The organism is Rahnella sp. WP5 (assembly GCF_000745615.1).
GTDB classification, from domain to species: domain Bacteria; phylum Pseudomonadota; class Gammaproteobacteria; order Enterobacterales; family Enterobacteriaceae; genus Rahnella; species Rahnella aceris.
In genome coordinates this window covers 188,801-202,392 of sequence record NZ_JQJR01000009.1, presented here as the reverse complement: position 1 = coordinate 202,392, position 13,592 = coordinate 188,801, and the positions used below count along the sequence as shown (strand labels likewise).

19 protein-coding genes are annotated in these 13,592 nt (G+C 55.8%); 5 read left to right on the top strand and 14 right to left on the bottom strand.

Features of this window, described 5'->3' with window-relative positions; genetic code table 11:
* Positions 1 to 44 precede the first annotated feature (44 nt).
* Positions 45 to 923, bottom strand: a complete 879-nt coding sequence (locus tag EX31_RS08485; RefSeq protein ID WP_037034224.1) for a U32 family peptidase — start codon at positions 921 to 923, stop codon at positions 45 to 47.
* A gap of 14 nt (positions 924 to 937) precedes the next feature.
* Positions 938 to 1,933, bottom strand: coding sequence for a ubiquinone anaerobic biosynthesis protein UbiU (locus EX31_RS08480; RefSeq protein WP_013573832.1), 996 nt, complete (start codon positions 1,931 to 1,933; stop codon positions 938 to 940).
* Positions 1,934 to 2,247: 314 nt separating this feature from the next.
* On the opposite strand from EX31_RS08480, the gene EX31_RS08475 reads away from it, so the two are divergent.
* Together EX31_RS08475 and EX31_RS08470 are read left to right on the top strand one after the other, a co-directional pair.
* A complete protein-coding gene (locus EX31_RS08475; protein WP_013573833.1) occupies positions 2,248 to 2,769 on the top strand; it encodes a ubiquinone anaerobic biosynthesis accessory factor UbiT in 522 nt (173 codons plus the stop codon).
* Entirely contained in the window at positions 2,763 to 3,266 is a 504-nt protein-coding gene (locus tag EX31_RS08470) for a GNAT family N-acetyltransferase (protein WP_037034222.1), read from the top strand. The genes EX31_RS08475 and EX31_RS08470 overlap by 7 nt, the downstream gene beginning before the upstream one ends.
* A gap of 39 nt (positions 3,267 to 3,305) precedes the next feature.
* On the opposite strand, the gene EX31_RS08465 is transcribed toward EX31_RS08470, so the two are convergent.
* Positions 3,306 to 3,608, bottom strand: a complete 303-nt coding sequence (locus EX31_RS08465) for a GIY-YIG nuclease family protein (protein WP_013573835.1) — start codon at positions 3,606 to 3,608, stop codon at positions 3,306 to 3,308.
* A gap of 115 nt (positions 3,609 to 3,723) precedes the next feature.
* Between EX31_RS08465 and EX31_RS08460 the strand changes: the two genes are divergently transcribed.
* The gene (locus EX31_RS08460; RefSeq protein WP_013573836.1) at positions 3,724 to 4,158 is read left to right on the top strand and encodes a YhbP family protein; all 435 of its coding nucleotides are present in this window, start codon (positions 3,724 to 3,726) and stop codon (positions 4,156 to 4,158) included.
* Positions 4,159 to 4,263: 105 nt separating this feature from the next.
* The gene (locus EX31_RS08455; RefSeq protein ID WP_037034221.1) at positions 4,264 to 4,905 is read left to right on the top strand and encodes a Rossmann-fold NAD(P)-binding domain-containing protein; all 642 of its coding nucleotides are present in this window, start codon (positions 4,264 to 4,266) and stop codon (positions 4,903 to 4,905) included.
* 98 nt (positions 4,906 to 5,003) lie between these two features.
* Here EX31_RS08455 and EX31_RS08450 read toward each other — a convergent pair whose 3' ends face one another.
* The 10 genes from EX31_RS08450 to phnF form a co-directional block, all read right to left on the bottom strand.
* Positions 5,004 to 5,642, bottom strand: a complete 639-nt coding sequence (locus EX31_RS08450) for an LbetaH domain-containing protein (protein ID WP_013573838.1) — start codon at positions 5,640 to 5,642, stop codon at positions 5,004 to 5,006.
* Between the two features lie 8 nt (positions 5,643 to 5,650).
* Positions 5,651 to 6,226 carry a ribose 1,5-bisphosphokinase gene (phnN, locus tag EX31_RS08445; RefSeq protein ID WP_014411574.1) on the bottom strand — a complete coding sequence of 192 codons (576 nt, stop codon included), beginning with the start codon at positions 6,224 to 6,226 and terminating at the stop codon, positions 5,651 to 5,653.
* A gap of 75 nt (positions 6,227 to 6,301) precedes the next feature.
* Entirely contained in the window at positions 6,302 to 7,438 is a 1,137-nt protein-coding gene (gene phnM / locus EX31_RS08440; protein ID WP_037034219.1) for an alpha-D-ribose 1-methylphosphonate 5-triphosphate diphosphatase, read from the bottom strand.
* Complete coding sequence (phnL, locus tag EX31_RS08435; protein ID WP_037034218.1) at positions 7,435 to 8,142, bottom strand: phosphonate C-P lyase system protein PhnL; 708 nt, start codon at positions 8,140 to 8,142, stop codon at positions 7,435 to 7,437. The genes phnM and phnL overlap by 4 nt, the downstream gene beginning before the upstream one ends.
* 28 nt (positions 8,143 to 8,170) lie before the next feature.
* Positions 8,171 to 8,962, bottom strand: coding sequence for a phosphonate C-P lyase system protein PhnK (gene phnK, locus EX31_RS08430; RefSeq protein WP_013573842.1), 792 nt, complete (start codon positions 8,960 to 8,962; stop codon positions 8,171 to 8,173).
* Complete coding sequence (locus EX31_RS08425; RefSeq protein WP_013573843.1) at positions 8,962 to 9,837, bottom strand: alpha-D-ribose 1-methylphosphonate 5-phosphate C-P-lyase PhnJ; 876 nt, start codon at positions 9,835 to 9,837, stop codon at positions 8,962 to 8,964. Before EX31_RS08425 ends, phnK begins: the two co-directional genes overlap by 1 nt.
* A complete protein-coding gene (locus EX31_RS08420) occupies positions 9,827 to 10,909 on the bottom strand; it encodes a carbon-phosphorus lyase complex subunit (protein ID WP_037034217.1) in 1,083 nt (360 codons plus the stop codon). The genes EX31_RS08425 and EX31_RS08420 overlap by 11 nt, the downstream gene beginning before the upstream one ends.
* Entirely contained in the window at positions 10,909 to 11,490 is a 582-nt protein-coding gene (phnH, locus tag EX31_RS08415) for a phosphonate C-P lyase system protein PhnH (protein WP_037034216.1), read from the bottom strand. Before phnH ends, EX31_RS08420 begins: the two co-directional genes overlap by 1 nt.
* A gap of 3 nt (positions 11,491 to 11,493) precedes the next feature.
* A complete protein-coding gene (phnG, locus tag EX31_RS08410) occupies positions 11,494 to 11,937 on the bottom strand; it encodes a phosphonate C-P lyase system protein PhnG (RefSeq protein WP_037034214.1) in 444 nt (147 codons plus the stop codon).
* Positions 11,938 to 12,663, bottom strand: a complete 726-nt coding sequence (phnF, locus tag EX31_RS08405; protein ID WP_013573847.1) for a phosphonate metabolism transcriptional regulator PhnF — start codon at positions 12,661 to 12,663, stop codon at positions 11,938 to 11,940.
* Between the two features lie 267 nt (positions 12,664 to 12,930).
* Here phnF and EX31_RS25255 point away from each other — a divergent pair, with 267 nt between their 5' ends.
* Complete coding sequence (locus EX31_RS25255) at positions 12,931 to 13,092, top strand: type II toxin-antitoxin system CcdA family antitoxin (protein ID WP_013573850.1); 162 nt, start codon at positions 12,931 to 12,933, stop codon at positions 13,090 to 13,092.
* 34 nt (positions 13,093 to 13,126) lie between these two features.
* On the opposite strand, the gene nrdG is transcribed toward EX31_RS25255, so the two are convergent.
* Positions 13,127 to 13,591, bottom strand: a complete 465-nt coding sequence (nrdG, locus tag EX31_RS08400; protein ID WP_037034213.1) for an anaerobic ribonucleoside-triphosphate reductase-activating protein — start codon at positions 13,589 to 13,591, stop codon at positions 13,127 to 13,129.
* Between the last annotated feature and the right edge of the window lies 1 nt (position 13,592).

Sequence of the window (13,592 nt, the reverse complement as noted above, 5' to 3'; positions counted from 1 at the left end):
ATGACCGCAACGTCATATCCCCTTTTAATTTTGTCTGCGTGCGGTTACTGACGCAGTTCCAGTCCGGCGACGCGCTGCCAGTAGCCGTTACAGTCGGCTTTATCGGTGAGCGTCAGCGGATGCAGACCACGTTCGTTAGTACGAAACGCTTCGAGTGTGGCGAGCGTGCCGATGGTTTCCGGCGACAGACGCACAATATCCACCAGTCCCTGCATAGACGTCAGTTCATTGCCGAGGTTATAACAATAACCGCTCTGCGTCTGAATGCCGTTGAGCACGAACACCTGCTGATTTTCCTGAGACAGCATTTTGCGGCCCTGCGGATAATTGATGCAGCAGGTTTCACATTCATCCTTCGCCCGGTTTTCTGAGCGTGCGGTAAAACAGCGCGCCGAATACGCCAGCGGCAGATGTCCGTAGGACAACACTTCCACTTCAAACTTATCGCGGATGCCCAGATCCTGACACTGGTTCAGCAGGTTCACCAGCCAGTCGCGGGAAAGCTCGACCGGCATACACCAGCGCACCATGCCCTGTTTTTGCAGGATTTTCAGCGTGACCGCGTTATAGCAGTTCAGCGCATGGCCGACGACAAACGGCAGGTTACGCTCAGCCGCCATATTCACCGCGCCGAAATCATTGGCTTCCAGCAAAAACTCGCCATTCTCCACATAACGTTTCAGTTCGTTAAGCTCGGACGGTGCCTGTAACAACGCCAGCGTGGAAATTACCACCTGTTTGCCGGTTGCTGCCAGCTGACGGGCGATCTCCAGCCAGTCGTTCACTTTCATTTCACGGCGTTTGGTACATACATTTTCGCCGAGGTAAATCACATCCGCGCTGCTGGCCGCCGCGGCCTGATAAAAATCTTCAACCTGTGCTTTCGGCCAGTAATAAAGGATGGCGCCTAAAGAATATTTCATCATCGTCTCTTCAGTTACTGCCACTTGCGGTGATAGGCACCGAGCGTCGTTTGTGTGCCCTCAGACATGGAACCCAGCGTGTTCATCCAGGCTTCATCGGTTTTGAAGTTTTGCGGATCGGCCATACAGCGGTCGATGGCCGCACGCCATACGCGCGCGACCTGGCTGACGTACGCCGGGCTGCGCTGGCGTCCTTCAATTTTCACCGAGGCAATATTCGCGGCGAACAGTTCCGGTAATAATTCCAGCGTATTCAGGCTGGTCGGTTCTTCCAGCGCATGGTATTTCGCGCCATCCACCAGATAACGACCTTTGCACAGCGTCGGATAACCGGCGTTTTCGCCTTCTTCATAACGGTCGATCAGGACATCATTCAGCCGTGATTCCATGCCCTGTGCGGTCTGTTGCCAGCGCACGAATCGCGCCGGAGAACAGGCACCGACGGTATTTGGCGATTCACCGGTCAGATAAGACGAAAGATAGCAGCGGCCTTCGGCCATAATGCACAAACTGCCGAACGCGAACACTTCCAGCGGCACAACGGTAGTACGGGAAAGCTGACGCACCTGATGCATGGAAAGCACACGCGGCAATACCACACGGGCGACATCAAAGTTGCGTTTATAAAAACGAATGGCTTCGTCATTGGTGGCAGACGCCTGCACCGACACATGGCGCTCAACGTGGGGATATTTATTCGCCGCGTAATCCAGCATCGCCAGATCTGCCAGAATCAGCGCATCAGCGCCGAGCTGTGCCGCCATATCCACCGCGCGTTCCCAGCGCTGATAGCCGTCGGGATGTGCAAACGTATTGATGGCGATATGCAGTTTACGGCGGTGGCGGTGAACATAACTGGCGGCTTCCTGCAGCTTTTTTTCCGTAAAATTCAGGCCGGCGAAATGGCGCGCATTGGTGTCATCTTTCAGGCCGATATAAACCGCATCAGCGCCATTGTCGATTGCCGCTTTCAGCGCAGGTAAATTTCCTGCCGGGCAAAGTAGCTCCATTCTCGTTCCTTACTGCAACCGGTCAGCCAAAGCTGAAAAGTTGGGGTGATGAAAAGCCAGTTGCCGACGTCATTCATTCATCAGTCAGGGCTTTGATTGGTGAACTATTTTAGAGAAGGCAGGGATGCAATATTTTGATTTGAGGCAGTTTCTGCGGCGTTGAAGGGCTTCCCGCCGTCGGGGAGGTTGTACGTGGCGTTTTTCTGTTGCAGTATTTATTGATGTAGACCGCTGAACGTTCCCGGCAATGTGTCAAAATAGGCCGTATAACTGCCTTAAAACTTGCCGAAAAGTTACCGAAAGGAGTAGTGCCAGTGTTGCAAAAACTACGTGCACGTTTGGTCCGCCAGGGCCCATCCCTGTTGAGTGTGCCTTTGAAATTTACGCCGTTTGCGTTGCAGCGTCAGGTTGTGCAACAGGTGCTGAGCTGGCAGCTTCGTCAGGCGCTGGCTGATGGCGAACTGGATTTCCTCGAAGGTCGATGGCTGAAAATTGATGTCAGCGATCTGAATCTGAGCTGGCTGATGTCGGTGGACGAAGGCAAGCTGGTGATCGCTGAACACGGCGAGGCGGATGTCAGCTTTAGCGGAAGCGCCAACGACCTGATCCTGATCGCCGCGCGCAAAGAAGACCCGGATACGCTTTTCTTCCAGCGACGTCTGCGCATTGAAGGTGACACCGAGCTCGGTCTGTATGTGAAAAATCTGATGGATTCTATCGATCTCGATACCATGCCGCTGTTGCTGAAAAACGGTCTGCTGCGTCTGGCCGATTTCGTTGAAGCGGGACTGCAGGAGGACCGCGGGTCAAAAACTCCGGTAGCTGAGCCATGTTAATCCGTACTGAAATTCCGGTCGATGCTGCGGGCATAGACCGTCTGCTGCGCGCCTCATTCCCGACCGGCGCAGAAGCTGATCTGGTGCAGGAATTGCGCGAAGATGGTCTCCTGACGCTTGGCGTGGTCGCGACCGACGATGAAGGTGGCGTGGTGGGTTATGTGGCGTTCTGTCCGGTGGATATCCAGGGCGAAGACCGCAACTGGGTCGCGCTGGTACCGCTGGTGGTAGAGCAATCTCTGCGGGGGCAGGGGCTGGGCGAAAAACTGGTATACGAAGGGTTAGATTCCCTGAATGAATTTGGTTACGCCGCCGTCGTGGTATTGGGTGATCCCGCCTATTACAACCGTTTCGGTTTTAAACCTGCCGCCGTTCACGGGCTGCATTGCCGCTGGATTGGTACCGAAGCGGCGTTCCAGTTGTTCACCTTGTCAGACGATGCGCTGTCTGACGCCTGCGGGGAAGTGGTTTTCCCTTCAGCATTTAACCGTTTCTGATTTTACTCAGAGGCAGTAAAGGCCGGTTTCCGGCCTTTTTTATTTCCCGCTTTCCGCTAATCCCAGATAATTTTCCAGGCATTCCGGCGCGTTTCTCACCAGCAGCTCTTTCTGCGCCTTACTCAGTTTTTTGACTTTTATTTCCAGCTTTGATGCCAGCGAGCGGTCACCCGCAGGGCACTGGAATGCCAGCTGTAATTCCCCTTTTCCACGCAACGATTTCGCCCCTTTACCCGACTGATGCTGGCCGAGACGCCTCTGCACGTCTGTCGTGATGCCGGTATACAACATCCCGGTGGGGGTTCTCAGCATATATAAAAACCAGTTGGCGGCGGTGGGCATAAGCTCGGGTATGGGAAAGAAAAGGTTGTGTAAGTTTACCCGAAAGGCACAACAGAGTGAGGCAAAACATCGGCATACCGCGTTAAACTGCGAGAAATGAAAATAAGGATCGGCGATGAATAACCCTGATGACCTGAAACATATCCTGAAATTTCTGAAAAAGAACCATGTGCTGGCGCTGTGTGCCTCTGCTGACGGTGAAATGTGGAGCGCTAATTGTTTTTATGTCACCGACGGGGACAGCATGACGCTGTATTTCATGACGGAACTTAAAACCCTTCATGGTTCGCTGATGTCCCGATCGCCCCACATCGTGGGGACGATTGCGCCACATCCGAAAACCATCGCGCTGATTAAAGGCATTCAGTATCGCGGCAAAGCGACCGTTCTTGAGGGTGAGGAAGAAAGCCGTGCACGCAGTCTGTATTGCAAACATTTCCCGGTCGCCATCGCGATGAAAGCGCCGGTCTGGGCGCTGAAACTCAGTCATATCAAAATGACGGATAATGCGCTGGGATTTGGTAAGAAACTGCTGTGGGATCGGCAGTGAGTCTGACTGTCAGCAGTAACAGGAACTGTCTTATAGCGTGATATTCACATTCAGGTAACACTTCAATTCTCTGTATTTGTATGCCGTTATTTAAAAGGAAGTGATATGGCAAAAGCTCTTCTGCTGGGTGGAAGCGGGCTGATCGGGCGGGAGCTTTTACGCCTGCTGCAACTGGATCCACGTGTCAGCCGTATTGTCGCGCCGAGCCGCCGTCCGCTACCACCGGGCAATAAACTGATTAATCCGCTGGGCGCGAATCTGACCTCGCTGGTTGTCGCACTCGATGAACCGATTGATTTGCTGTTCTGCTGTCTGGGGACCACGCGTAAACAAGCGGGCAGTGCACAGGCATTTCGGGCAGTCGATTACGATCTGGTGGTCGATTGCGCCAAAGCAGCGCGGGAGCTGGGCGCACGCCATTGTCTGGCCGTCAGCGCCCACGGTGCGGATGTGCATTCGCGTTTCCTCTATAACCGTACCAAAGGGGAAATGGAACTGACGCTGATGCAGCAGGGCTGGCCGTTGCTCACGCTGGTCAGGCCGTCTCTGCTGGTTGGCCAGCGTCATCCGCCGCGCCTGCTCGAACAACTGAGTGCGCCGTTATTCAAAATGTTGCCAGGAAAATGGAAAGCCGTTGAGTCTGATGTCGTGGCAAAAGCCTTGCAGGAGCAGGCCTTTAACGCCGGTCTGGGCGGGATCACCGTGCTGGAGTCCGATCAGATTGCCGCCAGCATTGAAGAACTTTAATTGGTGTGATCCGCTGAAGCGGATCCTTGTGATAAGGTATCAGGCAAAAAACGCAAATTTTCTGCCTGCCCGACCTTAAGCCTGATCCCTGTCGATCTTCACAGATATTTTTCCGCAAACACCGCCAGATCTCTGAAGTCTGGCATCCTTTCTTTCAGCGTTTCATGATCCCAGTTCCACCACTGACTTTTCTCGATCCTGGCGATCATATTGTCGTCAAAACGCATGCCAATCTTCTTCGCTGCCACACCCGCGACGATGGAGTATGGCCCGACGTCTTTGGTCACCACCGCCGACGTGCCGATTACTGCACCATTGCCGACGGTCACACCAGGCATCAGCACCGCGTTATGGCCAATCCACACATCGTTACCGACCGTGACGTGATGCTCACGCCGCCAGTCAAAGAAATCCTGATCGTCTTCACCGAGTCCGTACGCCGAACTGCGGTAAGTAAAATGGTGCTGCGCCACACGCTGATAAGTCGGATGATTGCCGGGATTGATCCGCACATAGGTGGCGATTGACACAAATTTGCCGATCGTCGCGTAGAAGATCTGATTGTTTCCGGCGGTGTAGGAGTAATCACCGATCTGCGTTTCTTCGATGATCGCGTTATCTGCAATATGCACGTACTGTCCGAGCTGCGATCCGTTCAGCTCGACCTGCTGACCGATTTTAGGCTGGGCGTAATTTTGTTCCTCAGCCAGTGAAAAGGGAGAAATAATGTCTGTCATAGGATCCTTCATCGCGAAGTTACGGGATAAACGGGCACACTGACCGGTAATGAAAGGACAGCCAGAAGATGCTGTAAAGTTTCCTGCAATGCGCCATCGTTGTTTAGCAGATGGCAGCCGGCGGGCAGCGCGCTGGCATATTCTCTGGCGCGCTGAAGACGACAGGCAATTTGCGCCGCGTCTTCGCGCCCGCGCTGCGAAAGGCGCGAGGCCAGCACATCGTCTGAGACCTGTAAACACACCGGCAGCAGGCGCTGACCATAACGCTGACGGGCTTTTTCCAGATGCGCGCGCGAGCCGTTCATGACCACATGACAGCCCAGTTGCATCCAGTGGTCTATCTCAATGCCCACGCCATACCGGCACTGATGCGCGTGCCATTCCAGCGCGAACAACCCCTGCTGGCGACGCTGAAGAAATTCGGCTTCGCTCAGCGCAATATGGTTTTCCGAACCGGCGTCTGCGGGGCGCGTAATATAACGATGTGCCACGGTGACGCTGGCCGGTAAATGCTGTCGCAGGGCGTCGAGCAGACTGTCCTTTCCCGAACCCGAAGCGCCCATCAGATAGAGTAAACGGCTCATTTTTTCTCCCTTGCTGAGTAAGAATTCGGCCTGCTGCCTCCCCTGCGAAGGGGGAGGAGCAGAACCCTCCTCCCCTCAGAACATCTGAATGCCCTGACGCCAGACGTTTTGCACGTAGTGATGATCGCCATGCGCCCGTGCCAGCACCAGATCAGCGCGCTTGCCTTCTGCGATTTCACCACGATCCTGCAATCCGAGCGCATTGGCCGGATTACGTGTCACCAGCTTCACCGCCTGCGGCAGGCTGAAAGCGTTATTGTCGTCAGTTGCAATGCGGAAGACCGCATCGAGCAGGCTGGCGGGATAGTAATCGGAAGAGAGAATATCCAGCAGGCCGAGCGAGGCCAGATGGTGCGCCGCGACGTTGCCGGAATGCGACCCGCCGCGCACGATATTCGGTGCGCCCATCAGCACCTGCAAACCGTTGGCGTGCGATGCACGCGCGGCTTCTTCAGTGGTCGGGAATTCGGCGATTACGCTGCCGAGTGCCAGTGATTCTTCAACATGCGCGGCAGTCGCATCGTCATGGCTGGCCAGCGAAATATTGCGCTCGCGGCAGTGTGCGGCAATCGCTTCACGGTTTGGCTGCGCCCAGCGGCGCGAGAGGGCTATTTGCTCTTCCTGATAGTCGTCCATCTGCTCGTCGTTAAGGTTGTACTTGCCCTGATAATACTCACGATACTTCTGCGGTGTGGCGAACTGGCGCTGGCCGGGCGAATGGTCCATCAGCGAAACCAGTGACAGTATTGACGTATCCATCAGCTTCTCGAACAACGGCAATGTGGTTTCATGCGGCAGTTCGCAACGCAGATGCAGCCGGTGTTCGGCGCGGTTCAGTCCGGCATTCTGGCTGTTGATGATGGCGTCGATCATCTTTTGCAGATTATCCAGACGATGCCCGCCGTCGCGCACATCGCCGACAGCGACGGCGTCCAGTACCGTGGTAATGCCGCTGGCGACCATCAGCGCATCGTGGCTGCTCATGGCAGAATGCGCGGGCCAGTCCACTTTCGGTCGCGGCGTGAAAAACTTATCCAGATTGTCGGTGTGCAGTTCGATTAAACCCGGCAGCAACCAGCCTCCCTGCGCATCCAGCGCTTGCGGCAACTGACTGCTGCTGTCTGCGAAGGCGCTGATCACGCCATTTTTCATCTCAAGCGATCCTTCAACAACCTGATCGTCGAGTACCAGTCTGACGTTATTGATGATCATACGGACATCTCCGGCGCCGTTTCCGGGCTCATTTCATACAAACGATCGGCAACACGTTGGCGCACATCTTCATCGTGGAAAATCCCGACTACTGCTGCTCCGCGCGCTTTGGCCTGTTCAATCAGCGTGACCACGGCGGCGCGGTTGGTCGCATCCAGCGAGGCGGTCGGTTCATCGAGCAACAGCACCGGATAATCCACCACAAAGCCGCGGGCGATATTCACGCGCTGCTGTTCGCCGCCGGAAAACGTTGAGGGCGCAAGATGCCACAGGCGTTCCGGCACATTCAGATGGCGCAGCAACGTGCTGGCGCGGGCTTCGCTTTGCGCTTTATCCACACCCAGTTCCAGCAGCGGCTGCATCACCAGATTCAGTGCGCTGATACGTGGGATCACCCGCAGAAACTGGCTGACCCAGCCGACCGTATGGCGGCGAACGGCCAGGATCTCGCGTGCTTCGGCGCTGACCATATCAATCTGCTGACCCTGATGTTCGACCCAAATTTTGCCGCTGTCCGGCAAATAGTTGCCGTATAACGAGCGCAAAAGGGTAGATTTTCCGCTACCGGAATGGCCGTGCAGCACCACGCATTCCCCGGCATCGACCGTCAGGCTGGCATTGCTGAACACCGGTAATCTGGCGCTGTTCTGGTTATGCAGAACGAAAGTTTTACTGAGATTTTCGACCCTGAGCTTCGTCGTCATTTTGGTCACTCTTTCTCTGGAATTAGATTCAGGACAGCACGGAAGAAACCAGCAGCTGCGTATATGGATGATGCGGATCGTCGAGCACGCGGTCGGTTAAACCACTTTCCACCACCTGACCTTGCTTCATTACCAGCAAACGGTGTGCAAGCAGGCGGGCAACGCCGAGGTCATGGGTGACAATCACCACCGCCAGCTGCATTTCCACCACCAGCGTGCGCAGCAGATCCAGCAAACGCGCCTGAACGGACACGTCCAGGCCACCGGTCGGTTCATCCATAAACACCAGACGCGGATGCGTCACCAGATTGCGGGCGATTTGCAGACGTTGCTGCATCCCACCCGAAAACGTGGTCGGCAGGTCATCAATACGTGAAACGGGGATTTCGACATCTTCCAGCCACTGACCGGCTTTCTTGCGGATATCGCCGTAATGACGTTCACCGACCGCCATCAGACGCTCGCCGATATTGCCACCGGCAGAAACCTGGCGGCGCAAGCCGTCCATCGGATGCTGATGCACCACGCCCCAGTCAGTGCGCAGCAGACGGCGGCGGTCACTTTCTGGCATGTCATACAGCGACTGCGCAGTGGTCTGGCCGTTGTTGTAGATGACCTGTCCTTCCTGCGGCGCAAGACGGGCGGAAATCGACTGCAACAGCGTGGTTTTGCCGGAACCGGATTCGCCGACAATACCCAGCACTTCACCGGGATACAGATTGAATGACACATCGCAAAAGCCTTTACCCGGCGCATAAAGATGGGTCAGGTTATTCACCGACAGCAGAGGTTCGGCGGCGAGATTTAACGGAGTGTTCATCAGCGGTTACCCTCGTTTGAAGCCTGTTGCTCAACCTGCTGAGCACAAAAGTCAGTGTCGGAGCACACGAACATGCGGTTGCCCTGATCGTCGAGCACCACTTCATCGAGATAGCTGTGGTGCGAACCGCAGATCGCACAAGGTTCATCCCATTGCTGAACGGTGAACGGATGATCGTCGAAATCCAGGCTTTCGACTTTGGTGAACGGAGGCAGGGCGTAAATGCGTTTTTCGCGTCCGGCACCGAACAGCTGCAATGCGGGCATCATGTTCATTTTCGGGTTATCAAATTTCGGGATCGGCGACGGATCCATCACGTAGCGGTCATTCACTTTCACCGGATAGGCGTAAGTGGTGGCGATATGGCCGAAGCGGGCGATGTCTTCATACAGTTTCACCTGCATCACGCCGTATTCTTCCAGCGCGTGCATTTTGCGGGTTTCGGTTTCACGCGGTTCGATAAAGCGCAGAGGCTCAGGGATCGGCACCTGGAAAATCAGGATCTGATCTTCCTGCAACGGCGTTTCCGGAATGCGGTGACGGGTCTGGATCAGGCTGGCTTCCACGGTTTTCCCGGTCGTTTTCACTCCCGCGACGCTCTGGAAAAATTTGCGGATCGACACGGCATTGGTGGTGTCATCCGCGCCCTGGTCGATCACCTTCAGCACATCTTTTTCGCCGATCACGCTGGCAGTGAGCTGGATCCCGCCGGTGCCCCAGCCGTAAGGCATCGGCATCTCGCGACCGGCGAACGGCACCTGATAACCGGGGATCGCCACGGCTTTGAGGATCCCACGTCGGATCATGCGTTTGGTCTGTTCGTCGAGATAACCGTGGTTGTAGCCGGTGATCGTTTGGGCTGCATTATTGTTCATTGGCGGAGTCCTGTTCTTTCGCGGCGCGCAGGCGTTTTAACAACTCCAGTTCGGCCTGGAAATCGACGTAGTGCGGCAATTTAAGATGCGAGACAAAACCGGCAGCTTCGACGTTATCGGCGTGGGACAAAACGAATTCTTCATCCTGCGCCGGGCTGCTGATCTGCTCGTTGTATTCACGGGTTTGCAGTGCGCGATCCACCAGAGACATCGACATTGCTTTGCGTTCGGCGCGCCCAAACACCAGCCCGTAGCCACGGGTAAAGTGCGGCGGTTTGTCTTCCGGCGCGACAAAACCGTTCACCATTTCGCATTCGGTCAGCAGGATTTCGCCGATATCAACCGCAAAACCCAGCTCTTCCGGCACGATTTCGACGGTGAGCCAGCCGGTACGGATTTCACCGGCGAACGGGTGATTGCGTCCGTAACCGCGCTGGGTGGAATAACTCAGCGACAGCAGGAAACCTTCGTCACCGCGCACCAGTTGTTGCAGGCGCGCTGCACGGGAGGCCGGAAACACCGGCGGCGTGCGGGTGATATCTTCCGGTTCGGTGCCGTCATCTTCTTCACGAACTGCCAACTGCTGATTCGTCAGCAAATCAAACACATGGCCGCACTCTTCCGGCTGGGGTTCATCGGCTATGGGTGTGAACGGTGCTTCACCTTCGGCCAGCAGCGCGAAATCCAGCAGACGGTGGGTGTAATCGTAAGTCGGGCCGAGCACCTGTCCGCCGGGCAAATCTTTGTAGATAGCAGAGATACGGCGTTCGAGGCGCATCGATTTTGTGTTCAGCGGCTCGCTGGTGGCCAGACGCGGCAAGGTGGTGCGGTAAGCGCGCAGCAGGAAAATGGCTTCAACCAGATCACCGCCGGACTGCTTAATCGCCAGCGCGGCCAGTTCACGGTCGTAAATCCCGCCTTCGCTCATCACACGGTCAACGGCTAAGCCCAGTTGTTGTTCGATCTGGTCACAACCGAGTTCATTTACCCCGGTGTTGCCACGGCGCTCGTGCGCCAGCAACTGGTGAGCGGCGGCAATCGCCTTCTCACCCCCTTTAACGGCGACGTACATCAGCACACCTCCACGCGCGTGGTGCGCGGTATGGCAATCAGTTCTTCGCCGCAGGTGAACATAAAGTCCAGTCCCAGCGGGAAACGGTGAGGGCGGTTGAGCAGATAGTCGCGTACGCAATCAGGCAACAGCGGAGAAAGGGTCCGGCTGTTTTCAATACCCGGCCCGCGCAGACGCAGCGGGGTGCCGCCGGTCAGGCTGTCCAGCTGAACAATCACGCTGGTGGCCAGCTCCGGCGACATCTCATCACCGCAGGGGAAAGCCAGCAGGGTGGCGCTGTCGAGCGCCGGATCGGCCAGCGCAAAACTGACAGAGGACGGGTCATCGGTGAGCACTGCGCCGGTATGAAAGCGCAGGTTTTTACGCAGGATTTCATCGTTGAGCGAGGCGCTCAGCCACAGCGGCGTGTCGTTATCGATAAGTGTCAGCAGCACGCAGGCGCTGGCGGAACCTAAAGCGCCGAAACCAGGCATGGCGGGGAGTTGCACGCTGACGCCAGGCTCGCTTAACGCTTTGAGGATACGGCGAAAACTGTACTGCGCATCGGCAACCGGATGTTGAAAACTGGCAACAAGTGACATGAGTTATTCTCCGCGAACCAGAGTAAAGAAATCGACGCGGCTGGAAGCCACCTCGCGGGCGCGTTGCTGGCGGCGTTCCTGTTGCAGCGCGGCCAGAGGCGCTATCACGCGTTTATGCAGCAGTTCGTCCATGCCCTGTATTTGCAGCAGGCCGTCAATAACCGCGCACAGTTCGGCGTGCGGTTTATTGCGGCCACTGACGTAGCTGTAGCCGTAGACACCACCGTCTAACTGAATGACAGCGCGGGTGACGGTCATATCGCCCATCACAAAACGTTTACCGGTTCCGCCCATGCGCCCCTGAAGCTGGGTCAGACCGGTTTCAGCGGCGCGGATGCGCTCAAATTGCGGGGACAAATTCAGCGGCTGCCAGTGGGCGAGCAGCTCATCGGGACGGCTGTGAGCCAGCACCGACATCCAGCGCTGGCGGGTTTGCAGGTGATCCATTCAGTGCTCCATGGTCAGTTCGATCATGTCGGCGCGCGTCAGGCTGACGGAGTATTCCGCCACCGTATCGCTGCCTTCACAAATGTTCAGGGTGCGGACACACAGCAGCGGTGCCTGCGGGACGATTTCGAGTAATTTGCTCTCTTTTGCCAGCGCGCGGCGGGCATTGATGCGGGTGGTGCGGCGGCTGAGCTTTTGCTTAATTTCTTCACGGATAAAATCGTGCAGCGAGCCGTTATGGAAATTTTGCAATGCAGGCCACCAGTCGAGATCGGGCAAATAGTGGTCAATCACACAGACCGGCACGCCGTTAACGCGGCGCAGCGTACGCAGGTGAATAATTGTGTCGCCTTCCTGACGTGACAGCGCCGCCGCGACGTGATCGGTCGCCGGACGCAGCACCGCCAGCAGACGTTCGCTGGTCGGATGGCTGCCCTGATCCAGCAGGTTCTGGCTGAACCGTGCCTGCGAATGCAGCGGATAATCGTAAGGACGCATCAGCACCAGCGTGCCAATGCCCTGACGGCGTTGCAGCCAGCCGCGATCCACCAGTTCATCCACCGCACGGCGCAGCGTATGGCGATTTACCTGAAAACGTTCGGCAAGTTGTTGTTCCGGCGGCAGATAATCGCCGCAGCGGTAACCGTTACGCAGTTCCTGTTCCAGTTCGGCAGCGATTTGCTGATACACCCTGGCGTGACTGGTCGGATGTCTAGATAAGTTCATCACAATGAATACCTCGCGCGGTAGAAACGGGCAGTAGCAGGGGAAATTTGAAAGCGGTATGAAAGGGTCATGATGCAAACCTCAGTGTGGCGTTGGCATCATCTTGGGCGCGCTAAATGACAATTGGGTGAAGGTCTGGTTGCAGGAAAGTGAAGAGTTGGAAGACGTCCCGCAGGAATGAAAGCGGGTGATCTACGGGATGAACAGTACAAATTACACTCTGGTTGTCGGATGTATTTTTAAACATTAATTACAAAAGGACTTTGTATGTCAGAAGCACTCAATCGTGAATTCAATGATTTACCTGTTACGTTAATACCCGAAACACCGGCGCAGAAATGGAGGCGTGAAAATCAAAAAGGAATTGAGGCGATAAATAAATACGTCGAAGAACATGGTTCGTTTTCTGATTATCAGCGTGTATTTTAGAAAAGTGAGGGGAGTGATTTCCCCTCTGAAAGCATTAACGCAAATAATGAATCACCTGATTGCCGCTGCCGCGCCAGATAAGTGACGGGTCTTTCAGTTCCTGCACGAACTTCCCGTCGACCAGCACGTTGATTAACGCGGTGACTTCCTGCTGTTCAGCGCTCAGTTCCCCGAGCGTATAACCTGTCCACATCCACACATCTTTGCCAGGGCATTCCGCCTGTACGCGCACTAACAACTGGCGCACCGCCGACAGATTTTGCGGATGCAGCGGATCGCCGCCGGAGAGCGTCAAACCCTGACGCGGGATCACCGTGTTTTGCAGATCGGCGATGATGCGGTCTTCATCTTCCTGCGTAAAAGGTTTGCCGGAATCCAGCCGCCAGGTGCTTTTGTTATAGCACCCGCGGCATTCGTGGACGCAGCCGGAAACGAACAGCACGCAGCGTGTTCCCGGCCCGTTCACTACGTCGATTGGATAATATTGATGGAATCTCAAA

What these genes read in the sequence shown, in the direction of transcription:
- phnF (WP_013573847.1), bottom strand. Translation starts at nt 12,663, where the DNA reads ATGAACTTATCTAGACATCCGACCAGTCACGCCAGGGTGTATCAGCAA.
- EX31_RS08420 (WP_037034217.1), bottom strand. Translation starts at nt 10,909, where the DNA reads ATGTACGTCGCCGTTAAAGGGGGTGAGAAGGCGATTGCCGCCGCTCAC.
- EX31_RS08425 (WP_013573843.1), bottom strand. Translation starts at nt 9,837, where the DNA reads ATGAACAATAATGCAGCCCAAACGATCACCGGCTACAACCACGGTTAT.
- EX31_RS08480 (WP_013573832.1), bottom strand. Translation starts at nt 1,933, where the DNA reads ATGGAGCTACTTTGCCCGGCAGGAAATTTACCTGCGCTGAAAGCGGCA.
- phnN (WP_014411574.1), bottom strand. Translation starts at nt 6,226, where the DNA reads ATGAGCCGTTTACTCTATCTGATGGGCGCTTCGGGTTCGGGAAAGGAC.
- EX31_RS08460 (WP_013573836.1), top strand. Translation starts at nt 3,724, where the DNA reads ATGAATAACCCTGATGACCTGAAACATATCCTGAAATTTCTGAAAAAG.
- EX31_RS08455 (WP_037034221.1), top strand. Translation starts at nt 4,264, where the DNA reads ATGGCAAAAGCTCTTCTGCTGGGTGGAAGCGGGCTGATCGGGCGGGAG.
- phnL (WP_037034218.1), bottom strand. Translation starts at nt 8,142, where the DNA reads ATGACGACGAAGCTCAGGGTCGAAAATCTCAGTAAAACTTTCGTTCTG.
- EX31_RS08470 (WP_037034222.1), top strand. Translation starts at nt 2,763, where the DNA reads ATGTTAATCCGTACTGAAATTCCGGTCGATGCTGCGGGCATAGACCGT.
- phnM (WP_037034219.1), bottom strand. Translation starts at nt 7,438, where the DNA reads ATGATCATCAATAACGTCAGACTGGTACTCGACGATCAGGTTGTTGAA.
- EX31_RS25255 (WP_013573850.1), top strand. Translation starts at nt 12,931, where the DNA reads ATGTCAGAAGCACTCAATCGTGAATTCAATGATTTACCTGTTACGTTA.
- EX31_RS08485 (WP_037034224.1), bottom strand. Translation starts at nt 923, where the DNA reads ATGAAATATTCTTTAGGCGCCATCCTTTATTACTGGCCGAAAGCACAG.
- EX31_RS08465 (WP_013573835.1), bottom strand. Translation starts at nt 3,608, where the DNA reads ATGCCCACCGCCGCCAACTGGTTTTTATATATGCTGAGAACCCCCACC.
- phnH (WP_037034216.1), bottom strand. Translation starts at nt 11,490, where the DNA reads ATGTCACTTGTTGCCAGTTTTCAACATCCGGTTGCCGATGCGCAGTAC.
- EX31_RS08450 (WP_013573838.1), bottom strand. Translation starts at nt 5,642, where the DNA reads ATGACAGACATTATTTCTCCCTTTTCACTGGCTGAGGAACAAAATTAC.
- phnG (WP_037034214.1), bottom strand. Translation starts at nt 11,937, where the DNA reads ATGGATCACCTGCAAACCCGCCAGCGCTGGATGTCGGTGCTGGCTCAC.
- phnK (WP_013573842.1), bottom strand. Translation starts at nt 8,962, where the DNA reads ATGAACACTCCGTTAAATCTCGCCGCCGAACCTCTGCTGTCGGTGAAT.